The sequence below is a fragment of the Methylopila turkensis genome, from assembly GCF_027922325.1.
Lineage (GTDB): Bacteria > Pseudomonadota > Alphaproteobacteria > Rhizobiales > Methylopilaceae > Methylopila > Methylopila turkensis.
Genome location: NZ_BSFL01000002.1, coordinates 759,063 through 773,565 on the forward strand (window position 1 = coordinate 759,063; position 14,503 = coordinate 773,565).

At 71.2% G+C, this 14,503-nt stretch carries 13 protein-coding genes; all 13 read left to right on the forward strand.

Annotated features, from left to right (window positions below; translation table 11 throughout):
• The first annotated feature begins 7 nt into the window (after positions 1-7).
• Positions 8-1,129 carry an LptF/LptG family permease gene (locus PKE78_RS10310; protein WP_271200782.1) on the forward strand — a complete coding sequence of 374 codons (1,122 nt, stop codon included), beginning with the start codon at positions 8-10 and terminating at the stop codon, positions 1,127-1,129.
• Positions 1,126-2,250 carry a dATP pyrophosphohydrolase gene (locus PKE78_RS10315; protein ID WP_271200783.1) on the forward strand — a complete coding sequence of 375 codons (1,125 nt, stop codon included), beginning with the start codon at positions 1,126-1,128 and terminating at the stop codon, positions 2,248-2,250. The genes PKE78_RS10310 and PKE78_RS10315 overlap by 4 nt, the downstream gene beginning before the upstream one ends.
• Positions 2,247-3,002 carry a nucleotidyltransferase family protein gene (locus tag PKE78_RS10320; protein ID WP_271200784.1) on the forward strand — a complete coding sequence of 252 codons (756 nt, stop codon included), beginning with the start codon at positions 2,247-2,249 and terminating at the stop codon, positions 3,000-3,002. The genes PKE78_RS10315 and PKE78_RS10320 overlap by 4 nt, the downstream gene beginning before the upstream one ends.
• A 175-nt stretch (positions 3,003-3,177) precedes the next feature.
• Positions 3,178-4,965, forward strand: a complete 1,788-nt coding sequence (locus PKE78_RS10325; protein WP_271200785.1) for an IucA/IucC family protein — start codon at positions 3,178-3,180, stop codon at positions 4,963-4,965.
• Positions 4,949-6,661, forward strand: a complete 1,713-nt coding sequence (locus tag PKE78_RS10330; protein ID WP_271200786.1) for an IucA/IucC family protein — start codon at positions 4,949-4,951, stop codon at positions 6,659-6,661. Before PKE78_RS10325 ends, PKE78_RS10330 begins: the two co-directional genes overlap by 17 nt.
• Complete coding sequence (locus PKE78_RS10335; protein ID WP_271200787.1) at positions 6,658-7,926, forward strand: AMP-binding protein; 1,269 nt, start codon at positions 6,658-6,660, stop codon at positions 7,924-7,926. The genes PKE78_RS10330 and PKE78_RS10335 overlap by 4 nt, the downstream gene beginning before the upstream one ends.
• On the forward strand, positions 7,923-9,221 hold the full coding sequence (locus tag PKE78_RS10340; protein ID WP_271200788.1) for a DUF6005 family protein: 1,299 nt from the start codon (positions 7,923-7,925) through the stop codon (positions 9,219-9,221). The genes PKE78_RS10335 and PKE78_RS10340 overlap by 4 nt, the downstream gene beginning before the upstream one ends.
• A complete protein-coding gene (locus PKE78_RS10345) occupies positions 9,218-10,054 on the forward strand; it encodes a sugar phosphate isomerase/epimerase family protein (protein WP_271200789.1) in 837 nt (278 codons plus the stop codon). Before PKE78_RS10340 ends, PKE78_RS10345 begins: the two co-directional genes overlap by 4 nt.
• Before the next feature lie 83 nt (positions 10,055-10,137).
• Positions 10,138-11,043: a siderophore ABC transporter substrate-binding protein gene (locus PKE78_RS10350; protein WP_271200790.1), complete on the forward strand. Its 906-nt coding sequence runs from the start codon at positions 10,138-10,140 to the stop codon at positions 11,041-11,043.
• Positions 11,040-12,008: an ABC transporter permease gene (locus PKE78_RS10355; protein WP_271200791.1), complete on the forward strand. Its 969-nt coding sequence runs from the start codon at positions 11,040-11,042 to the stop codon at positions 12,006-12,008. The genes PKE78_RS10350 and PKE78_RS10355 overlap by 4 nt, the downstream gene beginning before the upstream one ends.
• On the forward strand, positions 12,005-12,958 hold the full coding sequence (locus PKE78_RS10360; RefSeq protein WP_271200792.1) for an iron chelate uptake ABC transporter family permease subunit: 954 nt from the start codon (positions 12,005-12,007) through the stop codon (positions 12,956-12,958). The genes PKE78_RS10355 and PKE78_RS10360 overlap by 4 nt, the downstream gene beginning before the upstream one ends.
• Positions 12,955-13,713 (forward strand): iron ABC transporter ATP-binding protein, encoded by a 759-nt coding sequence (locus PKE78_RS10365; protein WP_271200793.1) that lies wholly within the window; start codon positions 12,955-12,957, stop codon positions 13,711-13,713. Before PKE78_RS10360 ends, PKE78_RS10365 begins: the two co-directional genes overlap by 4 nt.
• Positions 13,714-13,918: 205 nt before the next feature.
• Positions 13,919-14,473, forward strand: coding sequence for an RNA polymerase sigma factor (locus tag PKE78_RS10370; protein WP_271200794.1), 555 nt, complete (start codon positions 13,919-13,921; stop codon positions 14,471-14,473).
• Positions 14,474-14,503: the final 30 nt, after the last annotated feature.

Genomic DNA, 14,503 nt, shown 5'->3' on the forward strand with positions numbered 1-14,503 from the left:
CCGCTCCATGCGCCTGCTCCGCTATCTCAGCTTCCGCTTCTTCGCGCTCGCCGTCACGGCGACGCTGATGCTGGCGGCGATCGCCGAGGTGCTCGACCTCGTCGACAACGCCGGCGACATCCTGGACCGCGGCGAAGGCGCGGCCGGCTTCGTCGAATATCTCTCGCTGCGCACCCCGACGCTGATCGCCCACTCCCTGCCGCTCGGCGCGCTCGTGGGCGCGCTCGCGGCGCTCGCCTTCCTCGCCCGCAACAGCGAGATCGTCGCGATGCGGGCGGCGGGGCGCAGTTCGTGGGAGCTGTTCGCGCTGATGGTCCCCGGCGCCTTCGTGCTCGCGGTCGCCCAGTGCGCGCTGCTCGACGTGGTGCTGCCGAAGACGCAGCGCTCGCTCGCGGTGTGGTGGGCGGCCGGGCCCGACTCCAAGATCGACTCCGACAAGCCGGCCTGGCTGAGGCTCGGCGACCAGATCATCTCGTTCGAAGGCCTGCGCGACCGCGGGCGGACGCTCGTGAACCTCAAGGTCTACGACCGCGACGCCGAGAAGGTGGCGATCGGCCGGACCACGGCCGCCGAGGCGCGCTACGAGAAGCGGCGCTGGACGCTGATCGGCGCGACCCACACCTCCTGGCTCCGGGAGAGCTTCAACGTCCAAACCCCGGCCGACGGCCCGTGGAAGACGACGCTGACGCCGGCCGACGCGGTGGCCTCGCTGACGCCGGGCGGGCTGATGTCGTCGGATTCGGCGCAGCAGGTGCTTGCGGGCGAGCGGGTGGCGAACGCGCCGCCGAGCTTCTACGCGACGCTGATCCAGCGCGTCTACGCCGGCCCGATGGGCGTCGCGGTGCTGCTGCTGCTCGCCATGCCGGCCGCCTTCCTGAACTGGCGCGACGCGCGCTCGGCCCGCTACGTCTTCGTCGGCCTGGCGCTCGGGCTCGCCTTCCTGCTCACGGACGGCCTGCTCACCTCGCTCGGCGGCGCCGGGGTGCTGAGCCCGGTCGTGGGCGCGTGGTCGGGCGTGATCCTGTTCGCCATCATCGGCGCCTTCAACCTGTTCCGGATGGAGCGCGGCCTCGCCCGCCCGCGACCGTTTCGCGCCGCCGGAGACCTGCTGCCGGAACCCAGCCGATGAGCGCGATCGACGTCCGTCCGGTCGAGGGCAAGCGCGACCTCGACCGCTTCATCACGCTGCCGCAGCGGCTGCAGGCGGGCGACCCGAACTATGTGGCGCCGCTGACGATCGAGCGGCGGGAGTCGCTGTCGCCGGCCAAGAATCCGCTGTTCAAGCATGTCGAGGCGCAGTTCTTCCTGGCCTGGCGCGGCGGCGAGCCGGTTGGGCGCATCAGCGCCCAGAGCGACGACCGGGTGTCCGACTGCGGCCATTTCGGCATGCTCGCGGCCGAGGACGACCCGGCGGTCTTCGCCGCGCTGTTCGGGGCCGCCGAAGCCTGGCTGAAGGCCAAGGGCCGGACCGAGGCGCGCGGCCCGTTCAACCTGTCGATCAACGAGGAATGCGGCCTGCTGGTCGACGGCTTCGACACGCCCCCGATGCTGTTCATGCCGCACGACGCCCCTTACGTCGCGGCTCGGGTGGGGGAGCAGGGCTACGCCAAGGCGATGGACCTGTTCGCCTATCTCCACCGCACCAGCGAGCCGTTCCCCAAGGCGATCGAGCGCATCATCGAGCGCCCGCGCCCGCCGGAGGTGGTCGTCCGCCATCTCGACTGGAAGCGCTACGACGCCGAGATCGCGACCGTCATCGACATCTTCAACGACGCCTGGTCGGAGAACTGGGGCTTCGTGCCGTTCAGCCCCGAGGAGCTCGACCATCTGGCGAAGTCGCTGAAGCTGCTGATCGACGAGCGGCTGCTGTGGATCGTCGAGGTGTCGGGCCGCCCGGCCGCCTTCGGCGTCGGCCTGCCGAACCTCAACGAGATGATCGCCGAGTTCGACGGCAAGCTGCTGCCGTTCAACTGGGCGAAGCTGATCTGGCGGCTGAAGCGCATGACCTATACGAGCGGCCGCGTCGCGCTGATGGGCGTCCGCAAGGAATACTCGCGCTCCTTCCTCGGCCGCGCCATGCCGATCTACATCTTCGACGAGTTCCGCAAGGAGGGCCGCCGCCGCGGCATCGAGCGGGTCGAGATGTCGTGGGTGCTCGAAAGCAACCTGCCGATGCGGCACATGGGCGAGGCGCTGTCCGACGGCCGCGCCTACAAGACCTATCGGCTCTACGCCAAGGCGCTCAAATGACCCGCACGGCCCTCGTGCTGGCGGGCGTGCGCCCCGGACGCGATCCGCTGGCGGAGTTCGCGGGCGTCAGCCACAAGGCGCTGATCCCGATCGGCGGGACGCCGATGCTGGAGCGCGTCATCGCCGCGCTGCGGGCGAGCGGCCGGATCGACCGCATCGCGGTCTCGATCGACCGGCCCGAGCTCGTGACGCTGGAAGGCGTCGAGGTGCTGCGGTCGTCGACCTCGGTCAGCCGCAGCGTCGGCGAGGCGCTGGAGGCGCTCGGCGGCCCGCTGCTGGTGACGACCGCCGACCACGCGCTGCTCGAACCGGACTGGGTGCGCCACTTCCTCGACCACCTGCCCGACGTCGACGTCGTCGCGGGCCTCGCGCGCGACCGCGACGTGATGGCGGCCGCGCCCGACACCAAGCGCACCTTCCTGCGCTTCCGCGACGGCCGCTTCTCCGGCTGCAACCTGTTCCACCTGCGCGACCGGCGGGCGCTCCGGGCCATCCAGCTCTGGCAGATCGTCGAGAACGAGCGCAAGAAGCCCTTCACGCTGCTCCGCCGGCTCGGCCTGCGCGCCGTGTTCGCCCATCTCGCGGGGCGGCTGACGCTGGCTTACGCCGTGCGGCGGATCGAGGAGATGGCGGGCTGCACCGCCGGGATCGTCGAGCTGCCCTTCGGCCGCGCCGCGATCGACGTCGACAAGCCCGACGACCTGATCCTCGTGCGCCGCATCGTCGAGCAGGACGCCGCCGCCCGCGCCTGAACGCCCGACGCCTCGAAAGCCCGTCCGCCCCAGTCCGGCTTCCGTAAAATTACGGGGCTCCCCCTCCTGCCTCGTTCTTCACTCAGGGACCGCAGCGCGGTCGCGGAGCGACGAGGCTCATGACCGATATCGACTTCGACGTGACGGAAGCGCGCGCCGGGACGGAGGCGATCTCATGATCCCCTCGGCGCGCGAGATCGCCGAACAGGCGACGCTGGAAAGCTTCGTCAACTGCTACCTCCGGGAGATCGACCCCGGAACCTTCGGCCGCCGCCCGGTCGAGCCGGGCGTCCCCGTGGACTGCATCGAACTCGCGCTGTCCTCGCAGCAGGCGGCGCTGCGGCTGGAGCTGGTCTCGGCCTCGCGCTGCGGGCCGCACCGCTTCGGGCGCGCCGTCCTGCGCCGCGGCGCGGAGGCCGTCTGGCGCCCGGTCGCCCCGCTCGACGCGCTGACCGCGCTGCTGCGCGAGGCCTATGGCCGCTTCGGCGAGGACAAGGCGAAGCGTCTGCGCGGCGCGGAGCTGGAGCTGCTCGGCCGCGCGCTCGACAGCTACCAGTCGATCGCGGCCAACATCGAAGCGCGCGCCTCGGCGCCCGCCCCGGACGACGACTTCCTCGCCGCCGAGCGCTCGCTGACCTTCGGCCACTGGCTGCACCCGACGCCGAAGAGCCTGCAGGGCATGGCGAGCTGGCAGCGCCCGGCCTACGCCCCCGAACATCAAGGCAGCTTCCGCCTCGCCTTCTTCGCGGCCAAGTCCTCGATCGTGCGCCATGACGGCGCCGGAGCGGTCGCGCCCGACATCGCCCGCGCGCTGCTCGCCGCCGGCCCCGACGCGCCGGCGCTCGCCGACGACGAGATCGCGGCGCCGATGCACCCGCTGCAGGCCGAGGCGCTGCTGCTCGACCCGCAGGTGCTCGCGCTCGAAGAGGCCGGACTGCTGCGCCGCCTCGGCCCCGCCGGCCCGGCCTTCGCCGCGACCTCGTCGGTCCGCACCGTCTATTCGCCCGGCGAACCGTGGATGCTCAAGTTCTCGCTGCCGGTCCGCATCACCAATTCGGTGCGCGTCAACCGCCGCCACGAGCTCGCCGCCGGCGTCGCCATGGCGCGGCTGTTCCAGCGTTCCGGCTGGCTGCGGACGCGCCCGCGCTTCCGCATCATCCAGGACCCGGCCTGGATGACGCTCGACCTTCCCGGCCGCAGCGAGAGCGGCTTCGAGGTCATCTTCCGGCAGAACCCGTTCATGGCCGGCCGCGACCGCGGCGTGGCGACGATCGCGGCGCTGACCGCCGCCCCGCTGCCGGGCGAGCGCTCCCGCCTGGAGACGCTGGTGCGCCGGGTCGCGGCCGACCGCAGGCTCCGGCCCGCGCAGGCGGCCTCGGTCTGGTTCGAGGCCTATCTCGACTGCGCGCTGGAGCCGCCGATCGAGCTCTACGACGCGCTCGGCGTGGCGCTGGAGGCCCACCAGCAGAACGTCGTCCTCGACGTGTCGCAGGGCCTTCCGACCGTCTGCCACTACCGCGACAGCCAGGGCTTCTACCTCTCGGAGGCCTACCGGGCGAGCCTCGACCGCGTCGCGCCGGAAGCCGCCCACATTTCCGGTCTCTATTACGACGACGCCGAGATTCAGCGCCGCTTCGGCTACTACCTCATCGTCAATCAGGTGTTCTCCGTCATCAGCCGCATGGGCCATGACGGGCTCGCCCGCGAGGACGACCTGCTGGAGGCGCTCGGCCGCCGGCTGGACGAGCTGTCGCGGCGGCTCACAGGCGCCGGTCGCGCCTTCGCGCTCGACGCGCTCGAGCGGCCGACGATCACCTCGAAGGCCAATCTCGTCACCCGCCTGCTCGACATCGACGAACTGGAGACCCGCGACGAGCAGGCCGTCTACGCGCATATGCCGAACCCGCTGTTCGAACGCGCCGCCGAGGCCCGCCGCGGAGAAGGCCATGCCGTCGCGGTGTGACGCGCCCGAAGACGCCGAGGCGCGCGTGGTGCGCCAGCTTGCGGCGGCGCTGATCTACGAGGAGCTGGTCGAGGCGGTCCCGACGCAGGTCGAGGGCACGGCCGGCTTCGTCTGGACGCTCGACGGCCTGCGCTGGCGCGCGCAGGGCGCGACGGGCCCGTTCGGACGCCCGCGTCTGCGGCCGGGCTCGGTCGAGGTCCGGTCCCGCGCCGGCGTGTGGGCCGCGGCCCGGCTCGACGCCTTCGCGTCCGCCCTGCCGGGCGACGCGGGCGAACTCGGCCGGGAGCTCGCGCGCACCGTCGCGCTCTGCCGCTGGAACGCCGCGCATGTCCACCGCGGCGACCGCCGGCACCTCGCCTTCCCCGAACTCGACGCGGCCCTCGACGAGGGCCACCCCTATCACCCGTCGTTCAAGGCCCGCACGGGCTTCAGCGACGACGACCACCGCCGCTTCGGGCCGGAGGCGGGCGCGACCTTCCAGCTTCACTGGCTCGCGGTCGCGCCGGAACGGATCGACGCCGCGCTGCCCGCGGACGAGGCGACCTTCCTCGGGCGCGAGTGCGGGCCGGAGACCTTCGCCGAGCTCGACCGCCGGCGGATGGCCGCGGACGCCGGCGGCTTCGGCCTCTGCCCGATCCACCCGTGGCAATGGGCGGCGCTGAAGGATGGCGCGCTCGCGCCGCGGCTCGCGGACGGCTCGATCCGCGCGCTGGGGCCGGCCGGCCCCCGCTATCGCGCCACCCAGTCCGTGCGCACGCTCGCCAATGTGGACGATCCGGCGCGGGCGAACGTCAAGCTCGCCATGAACATGGGCAACACCTCCGCGCTCAGGACCATCGAGCCGCATTCGGTCACGGTCGCGCCGGCGCTGTCGGACTGGCTGGCCGGGATCGTCGCCGGCGACCCCGGCTTGAACAGACGGCTTGCGATCCAGCGCGAATACGCCGGGATCGTCGTCGACCGCGACGGGCCGCTCGGCGGCCAGATCGCCGCGCTGTGGCGCGAGAGCGTCCCGGCGCTGCTCGAACCCGGCGAGGAGGCGGTCCCGTTCAACGCGCTGATGGCGACGGAGCGGGACGGCGCGCCCTTCATCGACCGCTGGCTGCGCCGCCACGGCGCCTCCGCCTGGGTCGACCGGCTGATCGAGGTCGCGGCGCTGCCGGTCTGGCGGCTGCTCGCGGCCCATGGCGTCGCGACCGAGTCCCACGGCCAGAACATGGTCCTCGTCCACCGCGACGGCTGGCCGGAGCGCCTCGTCCTGCGCGATTTTCACGACAGCGTGGAGGTGACGCCGGACTTCCTGGCCGCGCCGGACGCCTTCCCCAACTTCGGCACCATCGACCCCATCTACCGCGACGCCGCGCCGGACGCCTATTTCGTCATGAGCTCGGTCGAGGAACTGCGCGCGCTGGTGATGGACGCGCTGTTCGTCTTCAACCTGACCGAGGTCTCGGACCTGCTGGCGCGCCGCTACGGCTTCCCCGAGGCCGAGTTCTGGCGGCGCGTCGAGCGGGCGCTCTATGCCCACGCCGCCGCGCACGGGCTTGGCGCACGGCAGGCGCGCCTCGGCTTCACGGCGCCCGAGATCGCGGTCGAGCGCCTGCTCGCGCGCAAGCTCGATCCGGGCTCGGCCCGCAGCCGCGCGGTCCCCAACATCTTCGCGCCTTCGGGCGCCCGCGTCCGGGAGGCGTCATGATCGCGATCGACGACCGACTGCTCGACCCGCAGGAGCTCGCCCGCTCCGGGCCGGCGCACGCCGCGATCGCCCAGTTCGGACATCCGGACGGCCGCCGCTTCGCGGTGTGCCTGGCGGACCCGGCGGACTGGCTCGGCCTGTTCTTCGCGATCCGCGCGGTCGGCGCGAGCGTGCTGCCGATCCATCCCGCGACGCCCTACGCCGCCGCACGCCGGCTCGCGGTCTCGGCCGGCTGCCACGCGCTGCTGCACCACGCCGCCGAGCCCGAGGCGCTGCCGGACGCCGCCCCCTCGCCCGGCATGCTGCTGCAGATGAGCTCCGGCACCACCGGCGCGCCCAAATGCGTCGAGCGGCCGTGGGAGCACATCGAGCGCGAGCTCAATTCCTACGTCGCGACCTTCCGTGAGCCCGACAACATGACGCCGATCGTGGCCTGCCCGACGACCCACTCCTACGGGCTGATCTGCGGCGTGCTGGCGGCGCTGAAGCGCGGCCGCACGCCCGTTCTCGTCGATCCCGGCAACCCGAAGCATCTGCTGAAGCGCCTGCGCGAGACGGACCGGCCGCTGCTCTACGCCTCGCCCGCGGTGCTGCACACCGTGGCCCAGCTCGCGCCGAGGGACGAGACGCTGCACGCGGCGATGACCTCGGGCACGCTGCTGCCGGCGGCGTGGTTCGACCGCATCCGCGCCCGGACCCGCCACATGTTCCAGCAGTACGGCTGCTCGGAGGCCGGCGTCGTCGCCGTCAATCCCGACATGGCCGCGCCCGAGGACATGGGCCGTCCCCTGCCCCATCTCGCGGTGACCGCCGGAACCGCGGACGCGCCGGCCGAGATCCTGGTGCGCGGCCCGGCCGGCAAGGTCCGCACCAGCGACCTCGGCGCGCTGCGGCCCGACGGCATGCTGCTGTTCGTCGCCCGGCTCGACGACACCATCAACGTGTCCGGCCTCAACGTCTATCCGCAGGAAGTGGAGGACGTGGCGATGACCATGCCCGGCGTCGCCGACGCGGTGGCGTTCCGGCTCGCGGACCGTTTCGCCGGCGAGCGCGTCGGTCTGGTCTTCAGCGCCGGCGGGACCGTGCCCGTCGCAGCGGTGATGGACTGGCTGCGCGGCCGCCTCGCGAGCCACCAGCTGCCGGCGCAGGTGATCCAGCTTCCCGCCGTGCCCCGCCAGGCCAACGGCAAGGTCAGCCGGCGCGAGATCGCCGCCCGCCACGCCGAGGGCCGGCTCGTCCCCGCATTGGAAGGAGCGGCGTCATGACCCGCGACGAGATCGTCGAGGCCGTCCTGGTCGTGCTGCGCGACCACATGGAGCGGCCGCATCTGGAGGCCTTCGGACCCGAGGCGCGGCTGAACGAGGACCTCTACCTCGACAGCATCCTGATGCTTCACCTGTTTCTTAACCTGGAATTGCACTTCGGGCTCGCCGCCCCGGAGGAGGCGATCACACGGCAGGAACTCTCCACCGTCGCCAATCTCGCCGCCCTGTTCGCGGGCGAACGCGCCCCGGCGGCTGCGGCGGAAGCGCCGGAAGGCCAAGGGGTTCACGGCGAGGACTACGTCGACATCAAGGTGCACTGCTTCGTGAGCTGCGTCTGCGCCGCGCTGAAGGAGCGCGGGATCGACCACCGCGCGTTCTATTTCGGGGTGTTCGATGCCGACTTCGCCTTAACCCCGGAATTCACCCTGCGTTACCACGCCCCGACGGTGAGCCACGCCTTCTTCCGGCGCTGGTTCGAGCGCCTCTACGGCGCGACCCTGAGGGAGTGGCACGACCCGAAAAAGTCGAAGGAAACCAACGTCTCGACCCTGCTGGACCTCGTCGACCGCCGCCGGCCGGACGAGCGCGTGATGGTGATGCTGGACCTGTTCCACCTGCCGGAGCGGGAGAACAAGTTCAACCAGAACCCCTTCCCGCATTACCTCATGCTGGAGAACGCCGAGGACGATCCCGACGTCTTCGAGGTGCTCGACCCCGACTTCCGCTGGGAGGGCCGGATCGAAAAGGCGAAGGTTCTCAACGCCGTGCGTCAGCCGACGGTCGGCGGCGGCTACGTCTTCGACGCCTCCGCCCTGCGCCCCGCCCGGCCCGCCGACCTCGCCGCCTACATCGCGACCTGTCGCCAGACCACCGGCAACCCGCTGGTCGAAGCGGTCCGCACGATCGTCGCCGCCCATCTCGACGGCCGCGGCGGCCTGACGCTTCAGACGCTCCCCGAGGCGCTGAAGGAGCTGCCGGTGCTGTCGATCCGGAAGTACGCCTACGAGCACGCCTTCGCCTTCCTCTGGCGCGCGCTCAAGCTGCCGGACGCCGAATTCCAGGCCTGGTGCGACGACATCGAGACGCTGGCGCTCGGCCTGAAGGGCCTCAATTTCCAGGTGCTGAAGCTGGTCGAGACCGGAGACCGGAGCCTCGCCGCGCCGTTGTTCGCGGAGCTCGACCGCTACGACCGGCTGGAGAGCGCGATCAAGCGCCGCCTCGACGAAGCTTTCGCGCAATGGCGCGACGACGCCGGCCTGCCGGCGCTTCCCCAAACCGAAAGGGCGATCGCATGAAGGTCTCGCTCTGCACCATCACCTTCCGGCACTGCCTGCTGTCGCTGAAGGACATCGCGGTCTGGGCGCGGGCGAACGGCTTCGACGGCGTGGAGCTGTGGGGCGCGCACGCCCGCAACCTCGCAAGGACGCCGCTCTACAATGCCGAATGGCTCGCGAGCTTCGGGCTCGCGACGCCGATGCTGAGCGACTACCTGCCGACCGAGGGCGAGCGCTCCGCGATACAGACCCGCGCCGAGGGGCTGTGCCGCCTCGCCGGACACTGGCGGGCGGGCAAGATCCGCACCTTCGCCGGCGCCCGCGGCAGCCGCGCGACGTCGGCGGAGGAACGCCGCGCGATCGTCGCCGCGCTCCGCCTCATGTGCGAGGTCGCCGACGATCACGGCGTCCGGCTTCTGGTCGAGACCCATCCCAACACGCTGGCCGACACCCTCGCCTCGACCCTCCGGCTGGTGGAGGAGATCGACCACGCCGCGCTCGGCCTGAATTTCGACGTCCTGCACGTCTGGGAAGGCGGCGACGACGCGGCCGAGGCGCATCGGGCGCTCCGGCCGTGGATCCGGCACTACCACCTCAAGAACGTCCGGGCCCGCGAGGATCTCGGCGTGTTCGAGCCGGCCAACGTCTACGCCGCGGCCGGCCGGCGCGAGGGCATGACGCCGCTGTTCGGCGGCGCGTTCGACTATGACGGGTTTCTGCCGGAGCTTGACGCGGATGCGGAGGCGTCGCTCGAATGGTTCGGCGACGACGGCTTCGACGTGCTCGCCCGCGACCGCCGTCTGCTCGAAGCCCGAAGCGTCCCGAACGCGGCCGTCGCGGTCGGCGGGGGCTGACGCCGCACACGGCGATGGGACTGGCGTCGACGCCCGTTTCCGTCTTAGGACCCGCGCAACGCAATCCGGACGCCACGCGACCCATGACCCCGACGATGCGATCGCTGCTTTCCGCCCTCGCTTTGGCGCTCGTCGCCCTCCCCGCGGCCGCCGTCGAGATCAGGACCGCGACCGGGCCGGCGTCGTTCGACGCGCCGCCGAAGCGCGTGGCGGTGTTCGACCTTGCGGCCCTAGACACGCTCGAACGCCTCGGCGTCGCGCCGGTCGGCGTGCCGAACCAGCTCTACCTTCCCGAGTTCAAACGGATCGCCGCGAAGGCCGCCCCGGTGGGAACGCTGTTCGAGCCGGACCTTGAGGCGCTGAACGCCGCAGAGCCCGACCTCGTCATCGTCGGCAGCCGCTCCTCGCCGCGGGCGGCTGCTACCCGCCGGGTGGCGCCGACGATCGACATGACCATCACCGGGGCCGACCTGATCGCTCAGGCCGAGGAACGGCTCGCGGCCTACGGCGCGCTGTTCGGCAAGGAGGCGGAGGCTGCGGCCGCGAAGGCCGAGCTCGACGCCGCGGTCGCAAAGGCGCGGGAAGCCGCGGCCGGCAAGGGCTCGGCGCTGATCCTGATGACCAACGGACCGAAGATCACCGCCTATGGCGCGAACTCGCGCTTCGGCTGGATGCTGAACTCGCTCGGCCTGACCTCGGCGATCGGCGGCTCCCAGTCGACGCCGCACGGCGAATCCGTCTCGTTCGAATTCGTCGCCAAGGCGAATCCGGACTGGCTGATCGTCATCGACCGGGCGGCGGCGATCGGCGCGAACGACCAGAACGCGAAGGCCACGCTCGACAACGAGCTCGTGGCCGGAACCACGGCGTGGAAAAAGAAGCAGGTCGTGTACCTGCCCGCGGCCGACGTCTACATCGCCGCCGGCGGCGTGCAGGCGACCGGCAGAGTGCTGGCGCGGCTGACGAAAGCCTTCTCCGGGGCGGAGTGACCGCGATCGCCGCCCGACTGACGCGTCCTGGCTTCGCCGCCGGCGGGGCGCTCGCGCTCCTGTTCGTGGTGAGCCTCGTCGTCGGAGTGGGCGATGTCTCCCTATCCCGGCTGACGCACGACCCGGAAGCGTGGCGGCTCGTGTTCGCCAGCCGCCTGCCGCGGACGCTCGCCGCCGTGCTCGCCGGCGCGGGGCTCGCCGTCGCAGGGCTTGTGATGCAGGCGCTGGCGCGGAACCGCTTCGTCGAACCCACAACCGCCGGCACCGACCAGAGCGCCGCCGCCGGCGTGCTGCTGATGACCCTGCTGTGGCCGTCGTCCTCGCTGCCGGTGAAGACCGCGGGCGCAGCCGCCGCGGCGCTCGCCGGCACTTCGGTGTTTCTCGCGGTCGCGCACCGCCTGCCGCCGAACCAGCCGTTCCTAGTCCCGCTGTTCGGGCTCATCTACGGTGCCGTGCTCGGCTCCGCCGCCATGTTCGTCGCCTGGCAGGCGGACCTGATCCAGTTCTTCGAGATATGGACCCGCGGCGAATTCTCCGGCGTCCTGCGCGGGCGCTACGAGCTGTTGTGGCTGAGCGCCGCGATGGTGGCGCTCGCCTGGTGGGCCGCAGACCGGCTGACGATCCTGTCGCTCGGACGCGACGTCAGCATCGGGCTCGGCCTCGACTATCAGGCGATGATGCGGCTCGGCCTCGTCATCGTCTCAGTGGTGTCCGCCCTGACGGTCGTCGTGGTGGGCATGATCCCCTTCGTCGGGCTGGTGGCGCCGAACCTGGTCACGCGCGCGCTGGGCGACGACCTGCGCCGCGCCGCGCCCTGGACGGCCTTTGTGGGCGCGGCGCTGACGCTCGGCTGCGACATCCTCGGCCGTATCGTGCGCTACCCCTATGAAATTCCAGTCGGGACCATTCTCGGCGCCGTCGGCGCCGCGCTGTTCCTGTGGCTGCTGTTCGGGCGTCGGGCATGATCGGGCGCGCGCCCCTCGCGCTCGCGGCGCTGGCCGCTCTCGCGCTGCTTGCGACCGCGGCGTTCCTGGCGCTGAACCTGCGCGGGGATATCGGCTTCGCGCTGGAGCTGCGCGGGGCGCGTCTGCTGGCGCTGGTCTGCGTCGGCGTCTCGATCGCGACCTCGACCATCGTGTTTCAGACCGTCACCGGCAACCGCATCCTGACGCCGTCCGTGATGGGCCTCGACGCCCTCTACGGCTTCGTCCAGATCGGGCTGGTGTTCGCGCTCGGAGGGCTCGGCTTCGCGACGCTCGACCCGCGCATGAAGTTCGCCGGCGAGACCGCCCTGATGACCGCGATGGCGCTCGCGCTGTTTCTGCCCATGCTGCGAGCCCGGCTCGACATGACGCTGATGCTGCTTTCGGGCGTCGTGCTCGGCGTGCTGCTGCGCAGCCTGTCGTCGCTGCTGGCCCGCGTGATCGACCCGAACGACTTCGCCATCGCCAGCGGCGCGAGCTTCGCGAGCTTCAACGCCGTGCGCGGCGATCTGCTGGCCGTGGCGTCCCTTATGACCATTGCGGCCTGCGTGGTCGTCTGGCGCGCGCGTCACGTGCTCGACGTGCTGGCGCTCGGTCAGGACGCCTCGACCGCGCTGGGCGTCGACTGGCGCCGGACCGTCGCAGGACTGCTCGCGCTGGTGGCCGCGCTGGTCGCGGTCTCGACGGCCTTAGTGGGACCGATGGTGTTCGTCGGTCTTCTGGTGGTCGCCCTGGCGGAGCGCGTCGTGAACACCCGCCGGCACGCGGTCTTGCTGCCCGCCGCGGCGCTGACCGCGATCGTGGTGCTGGTCGGCGGACAGGCGACGTTGCAGCACGGACTGGGCGGCGCCTCGGCGCTCGCCATCGTGGTCGAATTCGCGGGCGGGCTGCTGTTCCTCGCCCTGCTGTTCGCGGAAAGCCGTCGACGATGATCCGTATCGAGAACGTCTCCTTCGCCCGCGGCGGAACTGAAATCCTGCGCGACGTCTCTCTGGAGCTGCCATCGGGCGGCGTGACCGCGATCGTCGGGCCGAACGGCGCCGGCAAGTCCACGCTGCTGTCGCTGATCGGACGCCTGCAGCCGCTGCAGGCGGGCCGCATAACCGTCGGCGGCCACGCGGTCGACTCCACCCCGGGCGCCGAACTCGCGAAGGTTCTAGCCATCCTGCGGCAAGACAACGGCGTGGCGAGCCGGCTTCGCGTCAGGGAATTGGTCGCCTTCGGCCGCTTCCCGCACAGCCGGGGACGCCTCAGTAACGAGGATCGCGCTCACGTAGCGGCCTCGCTGGCCGCGTTCGGTCTCGACGCATTCGCCGAGCGGTTCGTGGAGACGCTGTCCGGCGGGCAGCGCCAGCGGGCGCTCATCGCCATGGCCTTCTGTCAGGACACGCCCTGCCTGCTGCTCGACGAGCCGTTGAACAATCTCGACATGTTCCACGCTCGCGACCTGATGCGCCGCCTGCGCGCAGCGGCGGACGAACGCGGGCGCACCGTGGTGGCGGTGCTGCACGACATCAACCACGCCGCCGCCTACGCTGACCGCATCGTCGCCATGAAGGACGGCCGCGTGGTCGCTGACGGTCCGCCCGCCGAGCTGATGACGCCGGAAACGCTCGAACGCGTCTTCGGACACCGCATTCGCGTCACGACGATCGACGGGCGGCCGGTCGCTCTGCACCACCTCTGAACGCGGCGGAAGAGCCTGAGGCGGCATTCGGTCGCGGCCGACAATGATGCGACGCGAACGCGCTCTCCGCGCAGGCGCCAAACCGCCGACTCTGATTTATTACAATTCTAGTTTGCATAAAGCAATTGACAGGGCTTTGGAAATCCCGTTCCTCGCGGATATCCGATCCTTATATTTTCGAATTGTTCCAGTCTACTTGAAGATCATGAAGCAGCATGCGCCAGACATCGCGGCTTTCGACCATGGCTCCTGCGCGCATGAACGCGCCAGGCCGGCCAGCGAGCTTCGTAATCTCTATGTGACGGAGCGTGCGCGCCTTCGTCGTCTGGTGCGCCGGATCGTCGGCAGCGCCGATGTCGCCGAGGACGTCGTGCAGGACGCTTTCGTGAAGCTCAGCAGCCGCGGCATCGGCTCCGCCGACGTCGGGCTTCTCGTGCGCACCGCCCAGAACCTTGCGCGCGACGTCATGCGCTCCGAGCGCGTGCGCGCGGCCTTCGCCGACCAGACGCGCCCGGAGCAGATCACGGCGGGTCCCGTCGCGCCCGACGACGACGCCGCACGCCGCGAAGAGCTCGGCGACCTTCTCGAGGCGCTCGAGGCGTTGCCCGAGCGGACCCGGCGCATCTTCCTTCTCAGCCGCGTGGACGAGGTGAGTTACCCGCAGATCGCGCGGATGCTCGGCGTCTCGGTCTCGACGGTCGAGAAGGACATGATCTCCGCGCTGGAATTCTGTCGCAGCTGGCGGCGCCGTCGCGGATAATTTGAGGACGTCCAAGTCCAGAAACGTTCC

Excerpts from the sequence above, each read along its gene's own strand:
- PKE78_RS10310 (WP_271200782.1), top strand. The coding sequence starts at position 8 with ATGCGCCTGCTCCGCTATCTCAGCTTCCGCTTCTTCGCGCTCGCCGTC.
- PKE78_RS10315 (WP_271200783.1), top strand. The coding sequence starts at position 1,126 with ATGAGCGCGATCGACGTCCGTCCGGTCGAGGGCAAGCGCGACCTCGAC.
- PKE78_RS10320 (WP_271200784.1), top strand. The coding sequence starts at position 2,247 with ATGACCCGCACGGCCCTCGTGCTGGCGGGCGTGCGCCCCGGACGCGAT.
- PKE78_RS10325 (WP_271200785.1), top strand. The coding sequence starts at position 3,178 with ATGATCCCCTCGGCGCGCGAGATCGCCGAACAGGCGACGCTGGAAAGC.
- PKE78_RS10330 (WP_271200786.1), top strand. The coding sequence starts at position 4,949 with ATGCCGTCGCGGTGTGACGCGCCCGAAGACGCCGAGGCGCGCGTGGTG.
- PKE78_RS10335 (WP_271200787.1), top strand. The coding sequence starts at position 6,658 with ATGATCGCGATCGACGACCGACTGCTCGACCCGCAGGAGCTCGCCCGC.
- PKE78_RS10340 (WP_271200788.1), top strand. The coding sequence starts at position 7,923 with ATGACCCGCGACGAGATCGTCGAGGCCGTCCTGGTCGTGCTGCGCGAC.
- PKE78_RS10345 (WP_271200789.1), top strand. The coding sequence starts at position 9,218 with ATGAAGGTCTCGCTCTGCACCATCACCTTCCGGCACTGCCTGCTGTCG.
- PKE78_RS10350 (WP_271200790.1), top strand. The coding sequence starts at position 10,138 with ATGACCCCGACGATGCGATCGCTGCTTTCCGCCCTCGCTTTGGCGCTC.
- PKE78_RS10360 (WP_271200792.1), top strand. The coding sequence starts at position 12,005 with ATGATCGGGCGCGCGCCCCTCGCGCTCGCGGCGCTGGCCGCTCTCGCG.
- PKE78_RS10365 (WP_271200793.1), top strand. The coding sequence starts at position 12,955 with ATGATCCGTATCGAGAACGTCTCCTTCGCCCGCGGCGGAACTGAAATC.
- PKE78_RS10370 (WP_271200794.1), top strand. The coding sequence starts at position 13,919 with ATGAAGCAGCATGCGCCAGACATCGCGGCTTTCGACCATGGCTCCTGC.